Origin of the sequence: Nonomuraea montanisoli, from assembly GCF_013363975.1 — a bacterium.
GTDB lineage: Bacteria > Actinomycetota > Actinomycetes > Streptosporangiales > Streptosporangiaceae > Nonomuraea > Nonomuraea montanisoli.
The window spans coordinates 258892-280038 of sequence record NZ_JABWGN010000006.1; the positions used below are offsets into that span (position 1 = coordinate 258892).

The following is a 21147-nucleotide window of genomic DNA, read 5'->3' on the forward strand; positions in this document are numbered from 1 at the left end:
GCCGCCGGCCGCGAGCTGAGGCCCCTGGATGAGACTCGTGCATCTTGCTGCACGTGCTGATCCGGATTTGACCCTGACGTTGCGTCAGGCACCACGATGACCCCATGGCCGACTACTACGAAGCATTCGAGATCAGCCCTGTTCCCCCGCCCGGGCCCGACGCGACGCCACCTGAGATCTACCGGGGCATCTACGGCATGCCGATGTACGTCACGGTGCCGACGCCGGACCTGGCCGCGTCCGTGGATTTCTGGACCCGCGGGCTCGGTTTCATCGACCTGTTCACGGTCCCGGGCCAGGTCACGCATCTTCGACGGTGGGCGTTCCAAGACGCTCTGCTCGTCCCGACCGACGCCCTGCCTACCCCTGCGACGGTGACCATCGGCTTCAGCTGCGTGCTGAGCCAGGTCGACGAGATCGCGCAGGCGTGCGCCGCGCTGGTGCCCGGATGCACGACAGGACCGCGACAGACCCCGTGGAACACCGTGGAACTGGAGGTCATCACCCCGGAGAACGCTCGCGTCATCATGACTGCGGCCCGTCCTCTCGACCACGACAGCGCCGAGGCACGCTACCTGGAAGAAAACGGCTTCACGCTCCCCAAGGGATGAAACCGCACAGGTCGGACACGCATGTCAGACTCGACAGCGTGACCAACAACGCGCTGGACGATGCCGCGGGCCCCGGCGGCCTGACCGTCGGGGCCACGGCATCGCGCGTGGAAGTCACCGTCCGCACCCTCCATCACTGGGACGCGATCGGGCTCGTCCGGCCGTCCGGGCGAAGCACCAGCGGTTACCGGCTCTACTCCGCGGCCGACCTCGCACGCATCCACCGGGTGCTCATCTACCGCGAGCTCGGTCTGTCGCTCGACGACATCGGTGCACTTCTCGATGCTCCGACGGTCGACATGACCGTGCCGCTGAGACTGCAGCGCGCCCAGCTCCTCGATCGCATCTCCCGCCTGCAGGCCATGGTCGACGCGGTCGATCGCATGATCGAAGCCGCAAGCGCCGGCACCCTGCTCTCCGCGGAGGAACAAGTCGCGATCTTCGGGCAGCGCTGGAAGCCGTCACTGGCCGAGGGCGCACATGACCGATGGGGCGACACACCTCAATGGGCACAGTACGCCGAGCGCGCCGCGGGCATGACCCCCGACGACTGGCAGCAGATCGCCGACAACGTCGTAACGCTCGAGCACGACCTGGCAGCGGCCAAGCGCGCCGGAGTCAGGCCAGGCAGTACCGAAGCCAACGCCCTGGCGGAACGACACAGGACCTCCATCGACGCGTACTTCGACTGCACCCTTTCGATGCAGGTCTGCCTGGGAAAGAAGTACGCCGCCGATCCTGGCTTCACGGCCTACTACGACGCGATCGAGCCAGGCCTGACCCTCTGGCTCCGTGACATCATCGACGCCAACGCCCGCGATCGAGGCGTCGACCCGGATTCGGCGACTTGGACCTGACGTACCCGTGCCCACGTCACCAAGTACGCTCCGGGTTGCCTTTCGACGATGGCCGGATGACCCGATCGCCCGGGAGCGCGAGATCGTGCCGGCAGCCCCCCAACCTCGCCGACACGACGCCCAACCCCGGTGTGGCGACGAACCGGCTACTGCTGGACCCGGGAGCGGCAGAAGGACTGGGCGAAGTCGAGTGTCGGGGCCCATCGCCCATCGCCCATCGAGGCCGGGCCGGCCAGGGCAGTGTCCGGCCGGTGAGCGCTGCCGGCTGTGATGAGGACCTGGCCATGGTGTCCGGCATGCGCTCTCGCGGCACCGACCCGAGGAGGCAACCGATGTCGGGCCCGCCCACCTCGTGGGGCTGTGGTCTCCCGGGCGGATGCTCATGCGGGCGTAGCTGATCACCACGGCCGGGCTCGGCGCGGCGGGCGCACACCTCTCGGAGGTAGATCTCGTCCATGACGCTCCAGTTCAGAGGGACGCTCCAGCTCAGAGGACGGAGTGGGCGGGTAGAGAGGCGACCGGACACCGTTCCCCCGTAGGGGCTCGAGAGGCCCGGGACTGGTCCTGGACGTTGGTCCGGCCGCCCGTCCACGCGTCCACCGGCCGGGAGGGAAGGCGATTTCTTCCCGGTAGAGCTCGCCGGTGGTCAGATCGGTGTGCCCCCTCCGATACCGGCCGGCGCACGGCCCGCTCGTCCCGCCCTGGAACCCCGGCCGACTCGTTGACGCCGCCCGGACGGAACGGCTCGCGCGTCGCCGCACATCGTGCGGCCACCACTGGGATGAAGCCACCTGGGCTGGAGGAAGTGGCCGAGAGCCACGAGACCGGAGGAGCCGCCGCGCCGGTCCCGCCCCTCGGTCAGGACGATCAGGGGAGGCGAAGGGGCCCACGTCCTGTCCTGTGGCATCATCGCCTGATGCTCCAACTCACGGATTTCATCATCGACTGCCCGGACCCGATGAAGCTGGCGGCCTTCTACTCCGAACTGACGGGCCGCGCGATCAAGGAGGACAGCGACGACCAATGGGCCGGCATCCGCTTCGGCGCGGTCGAGCTGGCCTTTCAGCGGGTGAACGACTACCGTCCCCCGCACTGGCCCGACGACGAGCACCCCAAGCAGTACCACCTCGACTTCGAAGTGGATGACATCGAGACCGAACAGCGTCGCGTCGTCGAACTCGGCGCGACACTGCAGAAGGACTTCATCGGACCCGAGGGTTACGGCTGGCGGATCTACACCGACCCGGCCGGGCATCCCTTCTGCCTGTGCCGCAACAAAGGGGTCACGTGGACCGACGAAGGGGTGGTGTGGCCCTAACGGAGCTGGGCGCAGGTTTCTGACCACCTCGACATCCGTCCTTCCCGGCGTTCATAGAGGGCGATTCCGGTGGCCACGGAGACGTTGAAGGACTCGACCCCCGAGGTCATGGGAATCCGGTATCGATGCTCCGCGAGCACGTCCATGTCGTCTGATGTCCCGGTTCGTTCGCCGCCTATCAGGAGGGCGAGGCGCCGGCGTACTGTGCTGATGACATTGAGCGGCGTCGAGGCGTCCACGGCGAGGCCGGCGACGCTGATGCCCTGCTGCCGCAGGTAATCACGCAGTTCCTGACGGGAGGCGAGCACGACGGGAAGCGAGAACACCAGACCCCGGCTGGCGCGGATCAACCGCCTGTCCAGGACGGAGGTGAGCCCGCTGTCGAGCAGCACGACGCCGGCGGCGCCGAGTGCGCATGCGGTGCGGGTGATCGCGCCGATGTTGCCCGCGAGTCGTACTCCGTCCAGGACGACGATGTCGCCATCCCGGTCTGACAGGTCGCCGAGCGTCGGCCGCCGAGGACGGTGGGCGAGGGCGAACACACGGGACCGCTTGTCGTTGCCGAACAGCTCTTTCACCGTGCGCTCGGAAAGCAGGTGCATCGGCACATGCCGCGCGCCGGCGGGGATGAAGATCTCCGGGACGGCCGACTCCATGCCGATGGTGGCGTACAGGCTGTCGAATCTGATGCCACAACGCAGCGCCTGCGCGATGTTCTCCTCGTCGTCGATGAGAATGACGCGCTGAGCCCCGCTCGGGGTCCGGAGCACATCGGCCACGCGGCGAACAGCGGGATGACAGGTGCTCTCGATCACGGCTTCGAGAGCGGTGCCGCGCGGGCCGACCCACGCCTTTCCCGGATCGGTCGTATGCCTCATGCGGTCAGTGTTCGATATGACGTTACGTGAGAGTCAAGCGGCTCGACTTCGACGTGACGTGAGGCCCTAGGTTTCGGGTCATGAATCAACAGGTGAGTCGTGCGACGCGCGGATTACGGAGCCCGATCAGCGTCATCGTGCGGGTCGCGGCGATGGTGGACGCGGCGATCGAACGTCATCCCGGACTCGTGACGCGGTACGTCAACGCTCAAGACGATGACAGCGATCGGGCGACGGCGATGTTGTGGACGGATATCGTCCGTGACGACGCTCCCGTGCCCGAGGTATGGCGACGTCTCCGGCATGGAGTCATCGCGGACGTGTCTGCTGCCCGGCACGCCTTGCTGCTCCTGGTGATCTGCGATGGATGGCACCGGATCAAGGTGTGTGTGGAGACCAGCTGCGTATCGCCGTTCGCCGATGCCACGAACGGCATGAGCCGACGTCGATGCGCGATGCACACACGGGGCCACTCGAAGCCCCGAGAGGCGGCTGAGACGACGTGACCCGCACCGTGCCGCCCAGGCTCGACGCTTCTCGTGGAGGCTGGTGAAGCCGGTCTCGCGGTGGCGCAGCTCACCGAGCATGGTGATGAGGTCGTGCGGGGGGCCAGGTCGGGCACCCCCGGCGTGCGGGCTTCAGCCAGACCGGACGCCGTGCCGCCCGGTTGCCCTCGCTCCCGGGCGAGAGCGAGGTCGATCTGGTCTGGCGGCTGTCTCGTCCGCCGCAGCCGTTGGGGAGCGGTCACATCGGCCGGATGCCCGTCTGATCGCCGCAGGCGGGCGGGCCGAAGCGTTCGCAAAGGCGCTCGAGCCCCAGACCGCTGATGAGCAGGCGTTCCTTGGCGTTGCCGAGCAGGTCGGCGCTCCAGGTGACAAGACCGCCGTCGCCTAGGTTGAGATCGTCTCCGGCCGGGGTGGTGGCGCGGATCTCGAAGCAGGCGTCCCGGTAGTAGCCGCGGCCGCCGGTGCGGTCGTCGTCGAAGGCGAACGCGGTGCTGGGATACGCCTGCGCGAGCTGGTCCAGGACGTCCTCACGCAAGGCTCGGCGATGCCGTCCGGCGGTCAGGTCGGTGACGGACACGCGCACCGCCGTGATCTGGTAACCGAGCGCGCGGGCGCTGTGCAGGATGTCGAGGTGGACGCCGATCTGCTCGGCCAGGGCCGCGGTCTCGAAGGTGAACGAGCCCTCGTCACGACCGGCGGTGCACAGCCCCAGCAGCGCGAAGTGCGCCGCCATGCCCGGCACGGCGAAGGCCTGGGCGCGCACCACCCGGTGAACGGCCGCCAGACGGACCCGCCGGCGTGAGCGCGGATCGGAGCGCAGCAGCTCCCGGCGGCGTACCGCGCACTCCAGAGCCAGCGCGTTGGTGGCGTCCGCGACGACCTCGGTGGTGCGGACGGTCGTGACCACCTTGTTCTGGTCCGCGGTCGCCACCGCCGAGACGGTGCCCAGCGGACACAGCGGCGACAGGGCCACGGTGGTGAAGGCGCGCTCGGACAGCCGCCCGTGCACCAGGGATTCCAGGCGTGCCAGCTCGCCGGCGTCCAGCGCCGACGGCCGGGTGAAACGGTTGCGCTCGTAGGCGTGCAGCAGACGAGCGGGCGTCACCGTGGCGGCGCGACGACGACAGACCTCCAGCAGCAGCGTCTGCAGATCGGTCGGCGACAACCGCTCGGCGAGCGCCTCCAGCAGCTCGGGAACGGCGCCCTCGCGCAGGATCCGGCCGAGCCACCGATCGCGTGCCTGCGCCGTCGACCGATCTCCACCATGTCCGGACGGATCACTCATGACCTCATCGTGGCGGACCCCAGGCGCCGCTGCACCAGGTTTACCGACCGCCTTCCCCGCCGTCGGTCCCGCTTCCCCCATGGTGAACGGCCTTCCGCGGCGTCGAACGATGCTGAGCGGACTTTGCTCGTGAGGAGCAGCAGCGTCTGCAGGTCAGTTCGGGCAGCACTCGGAAGCTGATCGGGCTCGGGATGTCGGTGAGGAGGCCGGCCAGGTGCGCGTCAATGCCGCGGGCGCGGGCGAATGCGGCAACCTCAGAAAGAGGCTCGTGTTCTAGGATCATGGGCCTATGAGTCGATCGTCCACGCTGTCCGTCGCGGAAATTCGTTCGGAACGACTCCTGCTTCGCAAGGCGTTGCACGAGACCGACCGCGAAGGACTCGTCGAGCTCTCGACCGACCCTGAGGTTCGGGCATACCTCGGTGGTCCCCGGCCTCGGGATGAGGTCGAGCAGCATCTCGACACGGTCCTGGCCGCCGACGCGACCGCCAGGCCCGGCAGTTATGTCATCGCGGACAACGCGACGAACCAGGTCGTAGGGACCCTGATGCTCGCTCGCCGGTCGGCCGATCGCCCCGGGCAGGTCACCGAGGACGGCGAGGAACTGGAACTGGGCTACGTTCTGCGGCGCAGTGCGTGGGGCGCGGGGTTCGCCTTCGAGGCCGCGACGGCCGCGCTGCGCGCCGCGGCTGCCGAGTTCCCCGACCAGCCGGTCTTGCTCGTGACCCAGACCGCGAACACGCGGTCGCTGAAACTCGCCGCCCGCCTCGGCTTCCGCCCCGTCAGTACGTTCGAGGAGTTCGGCGCCGAGCAGACCCTCTGCACGGCTCGCCTGTCCATGTTCCGAAGCTGATCTCAGCATTCAGCACAGCGCAAGCTGAAGGGGGAGGGTTGAGCGTCATGAGAATGTTGCTGTCTGCCGCTGTCGTCGAATCGCGTCGCCTGGTGCCGCGCGGAGTCCGAGACGCCGACCGCGAAGGTGCCGTCGCCGCCCTGAGAGCGTTCCGGTTCTGATGGCGGGCAAGCGCGCCGGGCGGGCCGCCCAGTCGATCGACGCGAGCAGGCTTCCCCAGGACGTCGTGGCGCTCATCGACGCCCTGGAGCCCGGGCAGGAGCTGGTCATCACGCGGGGCGGCGCGTCGATCGCGGCGATCTCCAGCACCCTTCGCGTGCTCCACGGCGCCGTCGTCGATCCCGGCACCCCGGCCGGCACCGGCGCTCCAGAGGGGGCCGGCGAACAACCTCCGATCGACTACAGCGGCGTGACGGTCGTCGCCACCGCGATGAAGCTGTCGGCGTCGGCTCGCATGTCACTGTCCACCCAACTGGGCTCCGACTACGTCGTGCTCGACATGCACGCCGCTCCCACGACAGCCGACGTGCTGCTGACGCCGCCGGTCAGCCCCCAGTTGATCGCGGGCCTCCGGTCGATGTTCCCCAAGGCCCGGGTCATCGTCACCGAGATCGAGGACGAGGAGCTCGGCGTCAGCTACTACGGCCCGGTCCGGCGCCTGCTCGACGCCGGCGCCGAGGCGTATCTGCCGCCGGCGACCATTCCCCGTCTGGCGACGCAGCTCGACCGCACCCTCGTCCAACTGCGCCAGATCACCGGCGACGCCACCACACCACTGGAGATCGAACCCGTCACGAGATCGTCAGGTGACGACGGAGACGCGGCGTGAACAGGTGACGAGCGTGGCTCGGTTCCTGGAGCGAGGCACCCGGCCGTCTCCTAGGCCGCCAGGTGACGGTCAGGTGGTTTCCGTCGCCGGGGACGCCGCACCGCGTTGCTCAGGGCCCGGGACGGTGCGGCTGAGACGTCTCCCGTGACAGGGCGGTGGCAAGGGCGGCGAGATGGGCCGACACCGGGCCGACGGTGAGGACACCGCTCCCGGCCCCGGCCAGTTCCCGCTTCGCGGGCAGGAGGGCGGCGTGGGCGCGCTCCATCGTCTCCCGGTCGCCGAGCGCGACGGCCGCGCGGGCCGTCAGGCACCACAGGGCCTCCAGCAGCAGGTCGCCCGGTGGTTCCGGTGCTTCGCGCAGCGCGGTGGCGGCCAGGTCGCGGCGGCCCTGGGCGAGCAGCACCAGCGGCCGGACCCAGGGCTCGTACGGACCCCAGTCGATGTCCTCCTCCGTCGGGGCCGGCTGGTCGTCCCGTACGCGCAGGCAGAGCAGCGCGAGTGGCAACAGGCCACGCTCCATGCCGGGCATGCCGGCGCCTTCCAGCCGCGCGGCGGCGTCCCGGTAGGCGGCCTCGACCTCGGTGGGCTGCGCCGGTCGTCCGCCGTCGTCGATCACCGGGCCGTTGTCGCCGCGTGTGGGGTGGCCACGGTCCGCCCGAGGCGGGTGACCGCGGTCGTCGCCCGGCGGGTGGCCGGTCGCGGCGAGACGTAGCGCCCGGTACCACTGCGTGAACACGCCCACCAACGGCAGCTCATGGCGTTCCGCCAGCCGGTCGGCCGCCGCCGCGTGGTCGTCGGCGGCACGGAAGTCCGCGAGCGCGCAGCGCGCCTGGAGACGGACGAGGTGCCCCAGCACCTCCGAGGTGACCAGGCCGTGCCGGGCTGACAGCAGGACCAACTCGGCACCGATGCGGTCGCGGTGATCCGCCAGGCCCGCACGGTGGAAGGTCTGCATGAAGGCGCCGTTGAGGGCGAACGCCAGCAGGGCCGGGTCGTCCAGGCGCCGCGCGAGCCGTTCCGCCTCCTCGGCGGCCTCCCGTCCCCGCGCGGGACGGCCGCCACCGGCGAACCCGTCTCCGGACCGGGCGAGGCCGTGGCCGGACGTTCCCGCCGCGGAGGGGCCGCCCCCGCGCGACTCCACGGCGATCGTGGCCAGCAGCCGTACCCGCGCCGCCTCGTGGCCGGGCGCCGGAAGCGCGGCCGGCCCGGCCGCCCCGGTCGGGGCGGTCAGGGCGGTCAGGGCGGTCAGGGCGCGTTCGGCCGCCGCCAGGATCTGCGCCGTCTGTTCGGGGTCGTCGACGCGGGTCCAGATCGCCGGGACGTCGTACGCGCCGATCACCCGCGCGGTCAGCTCCGGATCGCCCAGCTCCGCGGCCGCCTCGACGGCCGCGACGCGGTGTCGCCGAGCCGCCTGCAGGCCGCCGGCCCCGGTGACCGCGAGGCTGCGCAGCAGGCCCATCGTGGACTCCAGCCGCGCCCGGGCGCCGGACGTCACGGCGCTGTCGTACGCGGCGGCCGCCTCCGCCCACACCTGCTCGGCCGAGCGCCCGCCGCCCGGCCCGCGCGACAGCCGCCCGCCCGCGCTCTGACCCGGCGAAGGGGCGGGGGCGAGGTGGGGAGCCTGGTGGAGGATGTCGGCCTCCAGGCGGCGCAGCGCCGGTCCCGGGTCGACGCCGAGCTGCTCCACCAGGAGCGACCGGGCCCGCCTCAGCACCGCCAGCGCGTCCCCCTGCCGCCCCGCGCGGTACAGGGCGAGGGCCAGCAATCGCCAAGCCTCCTCGCGCCAGGGATGCTCGGCCGCGTGCGCGTCCAGGTCGGGCACCGCCTCCGCCGCCCGGCCGAGGGCCAGCAGCGCCGCCGCCCGCCGCTCCACGGCGTGCAGCCGCAGCTCGGCCAGGCGGGAGCGCTCCGTTCGTGCCCAGTACTCGTCGGCGAAGTCGGCGTACGCGGGACCGCGCCACCACCCCAGTGCCTCCTCCAGCCGCGCCAGTTCCTCGGCCGGCGCCATCGTCACGGCGTCGGCCACGGCCCGCTCGAAGCGCCAGGCGTCCACGGCGGACGGCTCGGCGCGCAGCGCGTACCCGGGGCCCTCGGTGACCAGCAGCCGGGCGGGGGACCGGGGCGGACGCCCGGGCTCCAGCGCCCGGCGCAGCGCCGCCACGAACGTGCGCACCGCCCCCACCGCCCCCTCGGGCGGGTCCTCCCACAGATCCTCGACGAGGCTGGAGACCGGGACGACGCGACGGCGCGCGACGATCAGCCGGGCCAGCACCGCGCGATGCCGCGGCCCCTTCAACGCGATCGCGTCACCGGAGCCGTCCCAGGCGACGACCGGCCCCAGCACCCCGAAGCCGACCCGGCCCTCGATCCCCGCCTTCACACGCCCCCCTCCCAGGCCCCCCCAGGAATGGGACGCAGCCCCGCTCACGCAGCCCCCCGCAGTCCCCTCACGCGGCGGCGGGTGCCATGTCACGGTAGCGCGCTCATCGGATGCTCATTCGCGCCCGGCAGCCTGGCCATGACGGCGTCACAGGCCCGGCAACGAGTCCCAGCCGACCGCCGCCCCACCCCCGCAAACCCCCGCCGGACACCGCAACGAAAGGCACGAACACCATGTCAGCCACCATCACCGGCTTCGACTACCGGCGCGTCCCCGTCGCCGACGGTGTCTCCCTGCACACCGCCGTCGCCGGCTCGGGCACCCCGATCGTGCTGCTGCACGGCTTCCCGCAGACCCACCTCATGTGGCGGCACGTCGCCGCCGACCTCGCCGCCGACCACACCGTCATCTGCCCCGACCTGCGCGGGTACGGGGCCAGCGACAAGCCCGCCGCGACCGGCCCCTCGGTGTACGCCAAGCGCACCATGGCCGCCGACGTCGTCGCCCTGGCCCGCGCGCTGGGGCACGAGCGGTTCGCGCTCGCGGGCCACGACCGGGGCGCCCTGGTCGCGTTCCGCGCCGGACTCGACCACCCCGACGTGATCACCCACCTCGCCTGCCTGGACGTGCTGCCGACGCTCGACATGTGGGACGTGATGCGGGGCGTCAGCGCCGCCGTCGGCTTCCACCTCTACCTGATGGCGCAGCCGCCCGGCCTGCCCGAGCGGATGATCACCGCCGCCGCGGACGACTTCTTCGGCCACTTCCTCGACATCTGGGCGAACGACCCGGGAGCCGTCCCCGCCGACGTCCGCGCCTTGTACCTGGAGGCCTGCCGCGAGGCGGTGCCGTCGATCGTGGCCGACTACCGCGCCTCGGCCGGCATCGACGTCGACCACGACCGGGCCGACCGCGACGCGGGCAACCGGCTGCGCATGCCGGTCACCGTGCTGCAGCAGGACTGGGGCGCCGCTCTCGGGTTCGACGCCGCGGCGCTCTGGGGCGCCTGGGCGCCCCGTCTGCGGCACGTCTCCGTCACCTGCGGGCACTTCATGGCGGAGGAGGCGCCCGCCGAGGTCGCCGGCGCGCTGCGCGATCTTCTCGCCCGCTGAGCCGCAGGGCAAACCTTTCGCCCGTCCCCGGCATCGAAGAGAAGGACACGACAACGTGATCGACGAACGAGGGAAACGGGGACGGGGATGCACACGACTCGACTGGTGGCGGCCGCGGCACTGGCGGCCACGACCACCGCGCTGCTGATCGCGGGCCCGGCCGGGGCCGCCACCGCCACGCCGGCGCCGGCCGCGGCCGCCGCGCCGGGCTCCTTCGGCCCGTACGGCTATGGCGGCGTCAAGCTGGGGATGACGGCCCAGCAGGCCAAGGCGACCGGCAAGATCGTGCTCAAGTCGCGCGACAACTGCTCCGGCTGGGACTACAAGGCTCACCCCAACCCTCGCGACGAGGTGAGCCTGTACATCTCCAAGAAGCACGGCGTGGCCGTCATCTCCGCCCCGCGCGGGGCCCGCACCCCCGAGGGGGTCGCCGTCGGCTCCACCCTGCGCCAGGTCCAGAAGGCGTACCCGAAGGTCAAGGAGCAGATCAACGGCTACTACGCGACCGTGCCGGGCAACCGCAAGGCGTATTACTACTTCGGCGTCGACCAGCGGAACAAGGTGGAGACGCTCGCCCTCGGCCTCAACGGCCAGGACTGCGTGAGCTGACGGTCACGGGGCCAGCCCGGCCTGGGCGGGCGCCCGGTCGCGCAGCCCGTCCGTGGCGGCGACCGCGCCCAGCACCAGCGTGGCGACGGCCGCGAGCACGAGCGGCGGCACCAGGCCGGGCGCCACGGCGGCGAGCAGCCCGGCCGCCGCCAGCACGCCGATCCCCACGAGGCGGTTGACCGGCACCCACCCGAACACGGCCCGCACGAAGAGCGCGTGCCCCGCCAGGAACAGCGCCGGCCCGCCCAGCAGCGCGAGCGCCGCACCCGCGGTGATCCGGTCGAACGGGTGCGCGATCGCCAGCTCGTCGCCCACGGCGGCCACGATGATGCCGGCCACCATGGGGATGTGGATGTAGGTGTAGGCGGACCTGCCGAGCCGCCCGGTGTCGTCCACGTGGGCGGCGGTCTCCGAAGCGGCCTCGGCGGTGCGGTGGAAGTACACCCACCACGTGGCCACGCTGCCGAGGAACGCGACGGCGAAGGCGGCCACGGCGGCGGCGCTCAGGTGCGGGTGGTCGGCCAGCGACACCCCGGTCACCAGCAGCGACTCGCCCAGCGCGATGATGACGAAGAGCTGGCAGCGCTCGGCCATGTGGGCGCCGTCGATCGTCCAGTCGGTCGTGGTGACGCGGCCCAGGAACGGCATGCGGTAACCGAGCCAGGGCCCTGAGTACTCCACGGCCAGGGCGACCGCCCACAGCACGCCCTGGGCGGCCCCGCCGATGGCGGCGCCCGCGATCCACAGCACCGCGCTGAGCACGTGGTAGGCCAGCACCAGCCGGAACGTCACGCCGATCGGGTGGGCGCGCGCCGCGATCGACACCACGAGCGTCCGCCCCACCTGGAGCGCCACGTAGGCGCCGGCGAACCACATCGCCCGCGGCCCGAACGCCTGCGGCAGCGCCGCCGCCATCACCAGCCCGGCCAGCATGGCGCCGGTCAGTGTCAGCCGCAGCACCGGATGGTCGGGGTCGCAGTAGTTCGTGGTCCAGGTGGTGTACATCCAGGCCCACCACACCGCCAGCGTGAGCAACACCGTCTGCGCCACCCCGGCCATGTCGAGGTGGGCGAGGAGCAGGTGCGAGAGCTGGGTGATGGCGAACACGTACACGAGGTCGAAGAACAGCTCGACCGGCATGACCCGGGCGGTCTCGCCACGAGGGCGAAGGATCGGCGCTGGCACTGGTTTCCTCCACAACACAGCCGAATCACAGACAGGGCGAATCACAGACAGGCGAAGTACAACACCGGCGAATCCGGTATGTCGCCAATGACGCTCATCGTAGAGCCGGAGATCACCCAGCAGCGCTGATGATGACGGGAGTGGGGAGCGGTCAGGCGGAGGGCGGCGCGGCGGCCTGGGTCTGCTCGATGCGGCGGTAGACGTTGTCGCGCAGGCGCAGCACGACCGCCGCGAGCAGCGCCGCCGTCAGCGATCCCGCCAGCACCGCGATCTTCACGTACGCGTCGCGCGCGCTGCCCGCGCCGAAGGCCAGCTCGCCGATGAGCAGCGACACGGTGAACCCGATGCCCGCCAGCAGGGCCAGCCCCGCCACGTCCACCCAGGCGAGGTTCTCGTCCAGCTCGGCGTGCGTCAGCCGGGACACCAGCCAGGTGGCGGCCATGACGCCCAGCGGCTTGCCGAGCACCAGCCCGGCGACGACGCCGACGGCGACCGGGTCGGTCAGCGCGCGGCTCAGCCCGTCCACCCCGCCGATCGTCACCCCGGCCGACAGGAACGCGAACACCGGCACGGCCACCCCCGCCGACAGCGGCCGGAAGCGGTGCTCGAAGTGCTCGGCGACCGTCGCGTCCTTCCGCGCGGGCACGGCGAAGCCCAGCAGCACCCCGGCCACCGTGGCATGGACGCCGGAGGCGTGGACCAGGGCCCACGTGAGCACGGCCAGCGGCAGCAGCAGCCACCAGGCGCGCACGCCCCGCCGTACGAGGAGGGAGAACACGGCCAGCGGCACGACGGCGCCCAGCAGCGGCAGGGGCGCCAGGTGCTCGGTGTAGAAGACGGCGATGATCACGATGGCGAGCAGGTCGTCGACCACGGCCAGCGTGAGCAGGAACGTGCGCAGCGCGGCCGGCAGGTGCCGGCCGATCACCGCGAGCACCGCCAGCGCGAAGGCGATGTCGGTGGCGGTCGGGATCGCCCATCCCCGGCCGGCGTCCGCCGCCCCGGCGAGCGAGGTGGTCACCAGGTACGCGACGGCGGGCACGAGCACGCCCCCCATGGCGGCGGCGACGGGCACGGCCGCCCGCCTGGGGTCGCGCAGGTCGCCCGCCGTGAACTCGCGCTTGAGCTCCAGCCCGGCGACGAAGAAGAACACGGCCAGCAGGCCGTCGGCCGCCCAGGACGCCACGTCGAGGCGCAGGTGCAGGGCGGCGGGGCCGATCTCGAAGGAACGCAGCGCCTCGTACCCGTGGGCCCACGGCGAGTTCGCCCAGAGCATGCCGAGCAGGGCGCCGGCGAGCAGGAGCGCTCCGCCCACGGTCTCGGCGCGCAGGATGTCGGCGATGCGCCGGGACTCCGCGCGGGAGCCCAGGCCGAACAGGCGCAGGACACGGGCGGACGGGGTGCGGCTCATGGCAAGGACTCCCTGGAAGGGTCGGCGACGGACCAGCCGACCAGACTTCCCGGCACACCGCCGGTAACCTTACCCATAAGCGCATATGTCACGCATATCGCCGATCTGGTCGCACCGCGGGCAGCGTGAGCACCATGGTCAGGCCGCCCCCCGGCGTCTCCTCCGGCACGAGCGTGCCGCCCATGGCCTCGGCCAGCCCGCGCGACAGCGCGAGCCCCAGGCCGGGACCGGGATGGTCGCGCCGGTCGCCCAGCCGCTGGAACGGCAGGAAGATGCTGTCACGCGCCTCCGGCGGCACCCCCGGCCCGCGGTCCACGACGCGGAGCTGCACCTGCCCCGCATGGCCGCCCGCCGTGACCAGCACCTTCTCCCCGGCCGGGCTGTAGCGGACGGCGTTGGAGACCAGGTTGACGACGATCCGCTCCAGCAGGGCCGGGTCGGCGACGGCCTCGGGCAGGTCGAAGGAGACGGTGTTCCGGACGCGGTGGGCGAGCGGCCCGAGCTCGTCCACGGCCGGCGGCACGACCTCGTCCAGCGCCACCGGCTGGAGGGCGACGCCGAGCGCGCCGGCCTGCAGGCGGCTCATGTCGAGCAGGTTCGCGACCAGCCGGTCGAGGGTGGTGAGCGACTCGTCGGCGGTGGCCAGCAGCTCCGCCCGGTCCTCGGGCGTCCAGTCGATCTCGGTGCCGCGCAGGCTGTCCACGGCGGCCTTGGCGGCGGCGAGCGGGGTGCGCAGGTCGTGGCTGACGGCGGCCAGCAGCGCGGTGCGCATCCGGTCGGCCTCGGCCAGCGGCTCGGCGCGGGCGGCCTGCTCGCGCAGCCGCTCCTGGCGCAGCGCGACCGCGGCCTCGGCGGCGAACGCCTCCAGCACCCGCCGGTCGGCGGCGTCGAGCAGCCGCCCGCGCGCGGCCAGGACCAGGCGGTCGTCGACGGTCACGTCGGTGTCGGCGGCGTCCGGGCAGGTGGCGGGCCGCCCGCCGGAGGTGGCCACGATGCGCCACGCCTCCGGCTGCGCCTGGTCGTCGGTGACCGGCTCGCCGCGACGTTCGAGCAGCGTGACGGACGTCAGGCCGAAGGTCTCGCGCAGCCGTCCCAGCAGCGAGGGCAGCGCGGAGTCGCCGCGCAGCACGTGACCGGCCAGCGTGGACAGCAGCTCGGCGTCGGCGCTCGCGCGGGCGGCCTCCCGGGTACGGCGGGCGGCCAGGTCCACGATGGCGCTCACCGCGGCGGCCACCACGACGAACACCGCCAGCGCCAGCAGCGCCTCGGGATCGGAGACCAGCAGGCTCCGGTAGGGAGGGGTGAAGAAGTAGTTGAGCAGCAGCACGCCGCCCACGGCCGCGGCCAGCGCCGGCCACAGCCCGCCGACGAGCGCCACGGCGATCACCCACATCTGGAACAGCAGGATCTGGCTCGGCAGCCCCAGCGTGTCGCGCAGCGCGTGCAGGACGGCGGTGAGGGCGGGCAGGCCGAGCGCGGTCATCGCCCAGCCGAGCAGCCGGCGCCGCCGGGTGAGCGCCGCCCCGCCGCGGGGCCGCCGGCGTCCCTTGCGGGCCCCTTCGTGGGTGACCAGGTGGACGTCGATGGGGCCGGACAGGGCCGTGGTCGTGACGCCCACCCCCGGCGACAGGATCTGCGCGAACCGGCCGCGCCGGGACGCCCCGAGCACGAGCTGGGTGGCGTTGACGCCGCGCGCGAAGTCCAGCAGCGCCCGCGGCACGTCGTCGCCGACCACCTGGTGGTACGTGCCGCCCAGCGACTCCACCAGCGCCCGTTGCCGGGCCAGATTGGCGGGATCGGCACCTGCCAGGCCGCCACCGGTGGTCACGTGGACGGCCAGCAGGTCGGCGCCCTTGGACCGGGCCGCGATCCGGACCGCCCGCCGGACCAGCGTGTCGCCCTCCGGACCGCCGGTCACCGCCACCACGACCCGCTCGCGGGCCTCCCAGGTGCCCTCGATGCCGTGGGCGGCGCGGTAGCGGTCGAGCTGCTCGTCCACCTTGCCCGCCACCCACAGCAGCGCCAGCTCCCGCAGCGCGGTCAGGTTGCCCTCGCGGAAGTAGTTGGACAGCGCGGCGTCGATCTTCTCGGCCGGGTAGACGTTGCCGTGGGCCATCCGGCGGCGCAGCGCCTCCGGCGACATGTCGACCAGCTCGACCTGGTCGGCGCGGCGCACCACCTCGTCGGGCACGGTCTCGCGCTGGGGCACCCCGGTGATCTCGCGGACGACGTCGTTGAGCGACTCCAGGTGCTGGATGTTGACCGTGGTGACCACGTCGATGCCGGCGTCGAGGATCTCGTCGACGTCCTGCCAGCGCTTGGCGTTGCGCGAGCCGGGCACGTTGGTGTGGGCCAGCTCGTCGATCAGCGCCACCCTCGGGTCCCGGGCGATGACCGCGTCCACGTCCAGCTCGGTGAAGCTCGCGCCCCGGTGGACGAGGGCGCGGCGCGGCAGCACCTCCATGCCGTCGAGCAGCGCGGCGACGGCGGCGCGGCCGTGGGTCTCGGCGTAGCCGACGACGACGTCGCGGCCGCGGGCCGTCGCGCGGCGGCCCTCGCAGAGCATCGCGTACGTCTTGCCGACTCCCGGAGCCGCGCCCAGGTAGACCCGCAGCCGTCCCCGTGGCACCGCCCCTCACCTCCTCGGCCGGACGGGCGCCGGGCGGAGTCCCGGCGCGCCGCTCCGGCATAGAACCAGGCTACGACCGGTGGCGAGCCGCGTGATCAGCCCGCGCGCGTGCGATGCTGGCGGATGTCCGGAACGCTGCGGCGGCTCCGACGTCCTCCAGGACGGGCTCCACCGGGAGAGGACGGAACCCCCAGGACAGGCTCTCCGGGGAAGGACGGCGACCATGGACACCGAGGCCGCGACGGAGGCGCTGCTGCGGGACCTCACGCCCCGGGTCCTCGGCGCGCTCGTGCGCCGCTACGGGCACTTCGACACCGCCGAGGACGCCGTGCAGGAGGCCCTGCTGGCCGCCGCCGTCCAGTGGCCCCGCGACGGCCTGCCCGGCGACCCGGCGGCCTGGCTGATCACCGTCGCCTCCCGGCGGCTCACCGACCTGCTGCGCGCCGAGCAGGCCCGAAGGCGGCGCGAGGACGCGGTCGCGCGCTGGACGCTGCCGGACGACTGGCTCGCCCCCGCCGCCGACCGCCGGGAACGCGACGGCGACGACACGCTCATCCTGCTGTTCTGGTGCTGCCACCCGTCGCTGTCGCCGGCCTCGCAGATCGCCCTCACCCTGCGCGCGGTCGGCGGCCTGAGCACGGCGGAGATCGCCCGGGCGTTCCTGGTGCCCGAGGCCACCATGACCCGGCGCATCACCCGGGCCAAGCGGACCGTCCGCGACAGCGGCCTGCCGTTCGCGCTGCCCTCGCCCGCCGAGCGGGAGCGGCGGCTCGCCGCCGTCCTTCACGTGCTCTACCTGGTCTTCAACGAGGGGTACGCGAGCACGTCGGGGCCGCGCCTGCACCGCGTCGAGCTCGCCGCCGAGGCCATCCGGCTGGCCCGCCTGCTCCACCGGCTGCTGCCCGGCGACGGCGAGGTGGCGGGGCTGCTGGCGCTCATGCTCCTCACCGACGCCCGCCGGCCGGCGCGCGTCGCGCCCGACGGCACGCCGGTCCCCATGGCCGAGCAGGACCGCAGCCTGTGGGACGCCGACCTGGTCGAGGAGGGCGTCGCGCTCGTCACGGCCGCGCTGCCGTCCGGGCCGACCGGCCCGTACCAGCTCCAAGCCGCCATCGCCGCCGTCCACGACGAGGCGCCGAGCGCGGAGCGGACCGACTGGCCGCAGATCCTCGCCCTGTACGAGGTGCTGCTGCGGGTCGACGGCGGGCCGGTGGTGCGGCTGAACCGCGCGGTGGCCGTCGCCATGACCCACGGCCCGGAGGCGGGGCTGGCCGCCCTGCGGGAGCTGGAGGAGGACGAGCGGCTCGCCGCGGGGCACCGGCTGCACACGGCGCGGGCGCACCTGCTGGAGACGGCCGGCGACCGCGAGGCGGCGCGCCGGGCGTACCTGGAGGCCGCCGCGCGCACCACGAACCTGCCGCAACGCCGCTACCTGAACGCCCGCGCCGCCCGCCTGTCCACCGGCCGTTGACGAAACGCCCGGGCCGCGGCTCACCGGTGTGCTAGCCTGGCGGTAGTTGCAGTTGTGGTACCCATACGAACTCTGTGTGCGCCTGACGGTATGTGACCTCAGGCGCATTTTTGTTTTCCGGTCAACTCCGGATGGGCTCATTACGGCGACGCGGAGTCCGCACACGGCGGGCTCCGGTTCTGCCAGACCAGAAGGAGAATGACATGGCTGAGGGAACCGTGAAGTGGTTCAACGCGGAGAAGGGCTTCGGCTTCATCGAGCAGGACGGCGGCGGCGCCGACGTCTTCGCCCACTACTCCAACATCGTTTCGCAGGGCGGCTACCGCGAGCTGCGTGAGGGCCAGCGCGTGGCCTTCGACATCACCCAGGGGCAGAAGGGCCCGCAGGCGGAGAACATCGTTCCCGCCTGACCCGGCCGGCACCACGAGCAGGGGCTCGCACCTTCACCGGTGCGGGCCCCTGCTCGTCTGTGCACCGGGGGAGACGCGCTCTCACGGCGGCCGGGCCCGCCGCCGGACGCCTGCCTGTCGCCGGCGTCCAGAGAAGTCCTCGGTCCCACCGCCCTACCCGATGGGCTCCCACGGTGTGATCATCTGCTCGGTGTCCTGCGCCTGACGGCAGCCGGGCGCCCGCCGGAGCGCGAGGGCGGCCACGACGAGCACGCCGAGGGCGCACGCCGCCGGTACGGCGAGCCCGGCCCGCGCGGCGTCCCCCCATCCGGACTCCAGCGACCCCAGCAGCACGGTCCCGGTGAGCGTGCCGCCCAGGACGCCGCCCGTCTCCTGCACCGTGCCCAGCACCCCGGCCGCCGCGCCGGACCGCTCGGGCCGTACCCGGGCCAGCGTCGCGGAGATCAGCGGCGACATCAGCAGCCCCATCCCGGCGCCCACGACGAGCAGCGTCCCCGCCACCTCGTACGCGACGGCGTCCCCGGCCCCTGCCACGACCCGGGTCAGGAGCAGCAGCCCGAGCAGCAGCGTCGCCGCGCCCGCCAGGGGCACCCCCGTCCCCAGACGGCGGGCCAGGGCAGCCGTCCGCGCCGAGCCGGCGAGGAACCCGGCGTTGAGCGCCGTGCACACCGCTCCCGCCGCCGCCGGGGAGAGCCCGAGGCCCTCCTGGAGGTACAGGGCCAGCACGAACGACAGCCCCGCCGAGCCGCCGAACAGCAGCGCCACCGCCACGAGCCCGCGCCCGAACCCCTTCTCCCCGAAGACGTCCAGGTCGAGCAGCGGCTGCCGACCGGCCGCGGCCAGGCGGCGCTGGCGGCGGGCGAACGCGGCCAGCAGCGGGGCCGAGGCCGCCAGGCACAGCCACGTCCACGCCGGCCAGCCCTGCTCCCGGCCCTGGGCCAGCGGCAGCACGACCGCCACGAGCCCGGCTGCGACCATCCCCGCCCCGGCCACGTCCAGACCGGCCCCGGCGGGACGTGAGACGGGCGGCGGGGACGGGACGAGGCGCGGGGTCACGGCGAGCGCGACGAGACCCAGGGGCACGTTGACCAGGAAGCAGGCCCGCCAGCCCAGCCCCCACGGGTCCGCCGCGATCAGCAGGCCGCCGATCACCTGCCCGCTCACGCCCGCCAGCCCCACGGCCGTGCCGTACCAGCCGAACGCCCTGGCCCGGTCGGCGCCCCGGTACAGGTCTCCGAGCAGCGTCAGCACCTGCGGGGCGAGCAGCGCCGCGGCCACGCCCTGCAGGACCCTCGCCAGGATCAGCGCCCAGGCTCCCGGCGCGGCCCCGCAGGCGGCGGACGCCAGCGTGAACAGCGCCAGGCCCGCCGAGAAGACCCGGCGCGGCCCGTGCAGGTCGCCGAGCCGGCCCGCCACGACCAGCCCCGCCGCGTACGCCAGCCCGTACCCCGCGATCACGAGCTGCGCCTCGGAACCGTCGGCGGGCAGGCCGGCGCGCATCGACGGCACCGCCACGTTGGCGATGAAGAAGTCCAGGGTCGTCATGAAGACGGCGACCAGCACGACGGGCAGGGCCCACCAGCGGTTGGGGACGGTGGCCATGAAGGGGCTCCAGGGGACGGAGGGACGGGGGCGATGGGAGAACACCGCGCGCGTCCGGACGGTTGAGCCCACCGGCCCAGCCTGGAGGTCGCCGGTTATGGATCGCTGCCGATCGGCTACGGATCGCGTTATGACCCGTGTTCCGCGACGCTCCTGGATCGGCTGCTCGGCCTCACCGGCCGCGACCCCGCCCGGACGCCGGACCCTCGCTGCGCGGCCGAGCCGCGTAGAGGGCGGCGGTCTCGGCCGCCCTGCCGGCCAGGACCCGGCGCAGCTCCACGGGCTCCAGCACCTCGACGTCGGGGCCGAAGGCGAGCAGCGCCCCGGCCGCGCCCAGGGAGCGGAAGCGCAGCTCGACGTCCACCCGTTCCCCGTCGCCCTCGCCCTCGCCGCCGAACCCGTCCGCCCCGGCCGAGGGGGCCAGGTCGGCCTGGTGGACGCGCAGGAACCGGTCCAGGACGTCCCGCCGGACGCTGACCGTGACGGGCACCGGGGTGGGGACGTCGTCGATGCGGCGGCGCAGGGTGTCCCACAGGCCGGCCAGTTCGAGGCCGTCGCGGCGCCGGGCGGGCTCGTCGCCGACCACGGCGGAGGAGACGCGGTCGGCGCGGAACAGCTTCGGCTCGCCGCGGTGATCCGCCACCAGGTACCAGACGCCCGCCTTGTTGACCAGCCCGTACGGGTCCAGCGTGTACGAGCGGGGACGGCTGCCGCCGCCGTGCCGGTAGCGCACGCGCAGGCGCCGGTCGCCGAAGACGGCCTCCTGGAGCACGGCGAGGTCGGGCGCGGGCTGAGCCGGGCCGCCGCGCCAGCGTTCGGGGTCGATGAGCACGCGGCGGCTGGCCAGGTCGGCGTCCGGCCGGTGGGAGGCGGGCAGGGCCGCCATGACCTTGCGCAGCGCGGAGCCGATGGCCCGTCCCAGCCCCAGCTCGTCGTGGGCGCGCCCGGACAGCAGCACGAACAGGGCGCGGGCCTCGTCGGTGGTCAGGCCGGTGACATCGGTGCGGAAGCCGGGCAGCAGCGCGATGCCGCCGTGGGGCCCGCGCACGGTGTAGACGGGCACGCCGGCCGACGACAGCGCCTCGACGTCGCGCATGACCGTGCGGACCGACACCTCCAGCCGCTCGGCCAGTGTCCCGGCGGGCAGCTGGCCGTGCGTCTGCAGCAGCAGCATGATCGAGAGCAACCGGTCGGATCTCAT

18 protein-coding genes are annotated in these 21147 nt (G+C 73.1%); 10 read left to right on the forward strand and 8 right to left on the reverse strand.

Translation table 11 applies throughout. From position 1 onward, the window contains the following. Nucleotides 1-104: 104 nt before the first annotated feature. The 3 genes from HTZ77_RS16755 to HTZ77_RS16765 all read left to right on the forward strand — a co-directional run bounded on the left by HTZ77_RS16755 (nucleotide 105) and on the right by HTZ77_RS16765 (nucleotide 2786). Nucleotides 105-611, forward strand: coding sequence for a VOC family protein (locus HTZ77_RS16755; RefSeq protein WP_175590521.1), 507 nt, complete (start codon nucleotides 105-107; stop codon nucleotides 609-611). 38 nt (nucleotides 612-649) lie between these two features. Further along, a complete protein-coding gene (locus HTZ77_RS16760) occupies nucleotides 650-1468 on the forward strand; it encodes a MerR family transcriptional regulator (protein ID WP_328808621.1) in 819 nt (272 codons plus the stop codon). A gap of 916 nt (nucleotides 1469-2384) precedes the next feature. Next, a complete protein-coding gene (locus tag HTZ77_RS16765; protein WP_175590523.1) occupies nucleotides 2385-2786 on the forward strand; it encodes a VOC family protein in 402 nt (133 codons plus the stop codon). On the opposite strand, the gene HTZ77_RS16770 is transcribed toward HTZ77_RS16765, so the two are convergent. Beyond that, nucleotides 2783-3664 (reverse strand): TrmH family RNA methyltransferase, encoded by an 882-nt coding sequence (locus tag HTZ77_RS16770; protein WP_175590524.1) that lies wholly within the window; start codon nucleotides 3662-3664, stop codon nucleotides 2783-2785. The genes HTZ77_RS16765 and HTZ77_RS16770 overlap by 4 nt on opposite strands. Nucleotides 3665-3744: 80 nt before the next feature. On the opposite strand from HTZ77_RS16770, the gene HTZ77_RS16775 reads away from it, so the two are divergent. Then, entirely contained in the window at nucleotides 3745-4170 is a 426-nt protein-coding gene (locus HTZ77_RS16775) for a hypothetical protein (RefSeq protein WP_175590525.1), read from the forward strand. A gap of 238 nt (nucleotides 4171-4408) precedes the next feature. On the opposite strand, the gene HTZ77_RS16780 is transcribed toward HTZ77_RS16775, so the two are convergent. Next, nucleotides 4409-5455 (reverse strand): hypothetical protein, encoded by a 1047-nt coding sequence (locus tag HTZ77_RS16780; protein ID WP_175590526.1) that lies wholly within the window; start codon nucleotides 5453-5455, stop codon nucleotides 4409-4411. Nucleotides 5456-5744: 289 nt separating this feature from the next. Here HTZ77_RS16780 and HTZ77_RS16785 point away from each other — a divergent pair, with 289 nt between their 5' ends. After that, nucleotides 5745-6308, forward strand: a complete 564-nt coding sequence (locus HTZ77_RS16785) for a GNAT family N-acetyltransferase (protein WP_175590527.1) — start codon at nucleotides 5745-5747, stop codon at nucleotides 6306-6308. 160 nt (nucleotides 6309-6468) lie between these two features. Next, nucleotides 6469-7137 carry a hypothetical protein gene (locus tag HTZ77_RS16790; protein WP_175590528.1) on the forward strand — a complete coding sequence of 223 codons (669 nt, stop codon included), beginning with the start codon at nucleotides 6469-6471 and terminating at the stop codon, nucleotides 7135-7137. Nucleotides 7138-7246: 109 nt separating this feature from the next. Here HTZ77_RS16790 and HTZ77_RS16795 read toward each other — a convergent pair whose 3' ends face one another. Then, complete coding sequence (locus HTZ77_RS16795) at nucleotides 7247-9517, reverse strand: AfsR/SARP family transcriptional regulator (protein WP_328808622.1); 2271 nt, start codon at nucleotides 9515-9517, stop codon at nucleotides 7247-7249. Nucleotides 9518-9750: 233 nt separating this feature from the next. Between HTZ77_RS16795 and HTZ77_RS16800 the strand changes: the two genes are divergently transcribed. Further along, the gene (locus HTZ77_RS16800; RefSeq protein ID WP_175590529.1) at nucleotides 9751-10629 is read left to right on the forward strand and encodes an alpha/beta fold hydrolase; all 879 of its coding nucleotides are present in this window, start codon (nucleotides 9751-9753) and stop codon (nucleotides 10627-10629) included. Between the two features lie 87 nt (nucleotides 10630-10716). After that, nucleotides 10717-11238: a hypothetical protein gene (locus HTZ77_RS16805; protein WP_175590530.1), complete on the forward strand. Its 522-nt coding sequence runs from the start codon at nucleotides 10717-10719 to the stop codon at nucleotides 11236-11238. 3 nt (nucleotides 11239-11241) lie between these two features. Here HTZ77_RS16805 and HTZ77_RS16810 read toward each other — a convergent pair whose 3' ends face one another. The 3 genes from HTZ77_RS16810 to HTZ77_RS16820 form a co-directional block, all read right to left on the reverse strand. Then, nucleotides 11242-12423: a low temperature requirement protein A gene (locus tag HTZ77_RS16810; protein WP_205302739.1), complete on the reverse strand. Its 1182-nt coding sequence runs from the start codon at nucleotides 12421-12423 to the stop codon at nucleotides 11242-11244. 151 nt (nucleotides 12424-12574) lie between these two features. Further along, nucleotides 12575-13834, reverse strand: a complete 1260-nt coding sequence (nhaA, locus tag HTZ77_RS16815) for a Na+/H+ antiporter NhaA (protein ID WP_175590531.1) — start codon at nucleotides 13832-13834, stop codon at nucleotides 12575-12577. An 88-nt stretch (nucleotides 13835-13922) separates the two neighbouring features. Further along, nucleotides 13923-16463 (reverse strand): DUF4118 domain-containing protein, encoded by a 2541-nt coding sequence (locus HTZ77_RS16820; RefSeq protein WP_175590532.1) that lies wholly within the window; start codon nucleotides 16461-16463, stop codon nucleotides 13923-13925. 223 nt (nucleotides 16464-16686) lie between these two features. Here HTZ77_RS16820 and HTZ77_RS16825 point away from each other — a divergent pair, with 223 nt between their 5' ends. Then, entirely contained in the window at nucleotides 16687-17934 is a 1248-nt protein-coding gene (locus tag HTZ77_RS16825) for an RNA polymerase sigma factor (RefSeq protein WP_175590533.1), read from the forward strand. Between the two features lie 203 nt (nucleotides 17935-18137). Beyond that, nucleotides 18138-18344 (forward strand): cold-shock protein, encoded by a 207-nt coding sequence (locus HTZ77_RS16830; protein WP_175590534.1) that lies wholly within the window; start codon nucleotides 18138-18140, stop codon nucleotides 18342-18344. 153 nt (nucleotides 18345-18497) lie between these two features. Here HTZ77_RS16830 and HTZ77_RS16835 read toward each other — a convergent pair whose 3' ends face one another. Both HTZ77_RS16835 and HTZ77_RS16840 read right to left on the reverse strand, forming a co-directional pair. Further along, the gene (locus HTZ77_RS16835) at nucleotides 18498-19946 is read right to left on the reverse strand and encodes an MFS transporter (protein ID WP_175590535.1); all 1449 of its coding nucleotides are present in this window, start codon (nucleotides 19944-19946) and stop codon (nucleotides 18498-18500) included. Between the two features lie 172 nt (nucleotides 19947-20118). Further along, on the reverse strand, nucleotides 20119-21147 hold the full coding sequence (locus HTZ77_RS16840) for a helix-turn-helix transcriptional regulator (protein WP_175590536.1): 1029 nt from the start codon (nucleotides 21145-21147) through the stop codon (nucleotides 20119-20121).

Coding starts and splice junctions, on each gene's coding strand:
- HTZ77_RS16755 (WP_175590521.1), top strand. CDS start 105: ATGGCCGACTACTACGAAGCATTCGAGATCAGCCCTGTTCCCCCGCCC.
- HTZ77_RS16765 (WP_175590523.1), top strand. CDS start 2,385: ATGCTCCAACTCACGGATTTCATCATCGACTGCCCGGACCCGATGAAG.
- HTZ77_RS16770 (WP_175590524.1), bottom strand. CDS start 3,664: ATGAGGCATACGACCGATCCGGGAAAGGCGTGGGTCGGCCCGCGCGGC.
- HTZ77_RS16775 (WP_175590525.1), top strand. CDS start 3,745: ATGAATCAACAGGTGAGTCGTGCGACGCGCGGATTACGGAGCCCGATC.
- HTZ77_RS16780 (WP_175590526.1), bottom strand. CDS start 5,455: ATGAGTGATCCGTCCGGACATGGTGGAGATCGGTCGACGGCGCAGGCA.
- HTZ77_RS16785 (WP_175590527.1), top strand. CDS start 5,745: ATGAGTCGATCGTCCACGCTGTCCGTCGCGGAAATTCGTTCGGAACGA.
- HTZ77_RS16790 (WP_175590528.1), top strand. CDS start 6,469: ATGGCGGGCAAGCGCGCCGGGCGGGCCGCCCAGTCGATCGACGCGAGC.
- HTZ77_RS16800 (WP_175590529.1), top strand. CDS start 9,751: ATGTCAGCCACCATCACCGGCTTCGACTACCGGCGCGTCCCCGTCGCC.
- HTZ77_RS16805 (WP_175590530.1), top strand. CDS start 10,717: ATGCACACGACTCGACTGGTGGCGGCCGCGGCACTGGCGGCCACGACC.
- nhaA (WP_175590531.1), bottom strand. CDS start 13,834: ATGAGCCGCACCCCGTCCGCCCGTGTCCTGCGCCTGTTCGGCCTGGGC.
- HTZ77_RS16825 (WP_175590533.1), top strand. CDS start 16,687: ATGGACACCGAGGCCGCGACGGAGGCGCTGCTGCGGGACCTCACGCCC.
- HTZ77_RS16830 (WP_175590534.1), top strand. CDS start 18,138: ATGGCTGAGGGAACCGTGAAGTGGTTCAACGCGGAGAAGGGCTTCGGC.
- HTZ77_RS16835 (WP_175590535.1), bottom strand. CDS start 19,946: ATGGCCACCGTCCCCAACCGCTGGTGGGCCCTGCCCGTCGTGCTGGTC.
- HTZ77_RS16840 (WP_175590536.1), bottom strand. CDS start 21,147: ATGAGATCCGACCGGTTGCTCTCGATCATGCTGCTGCTGCAGACGCAC.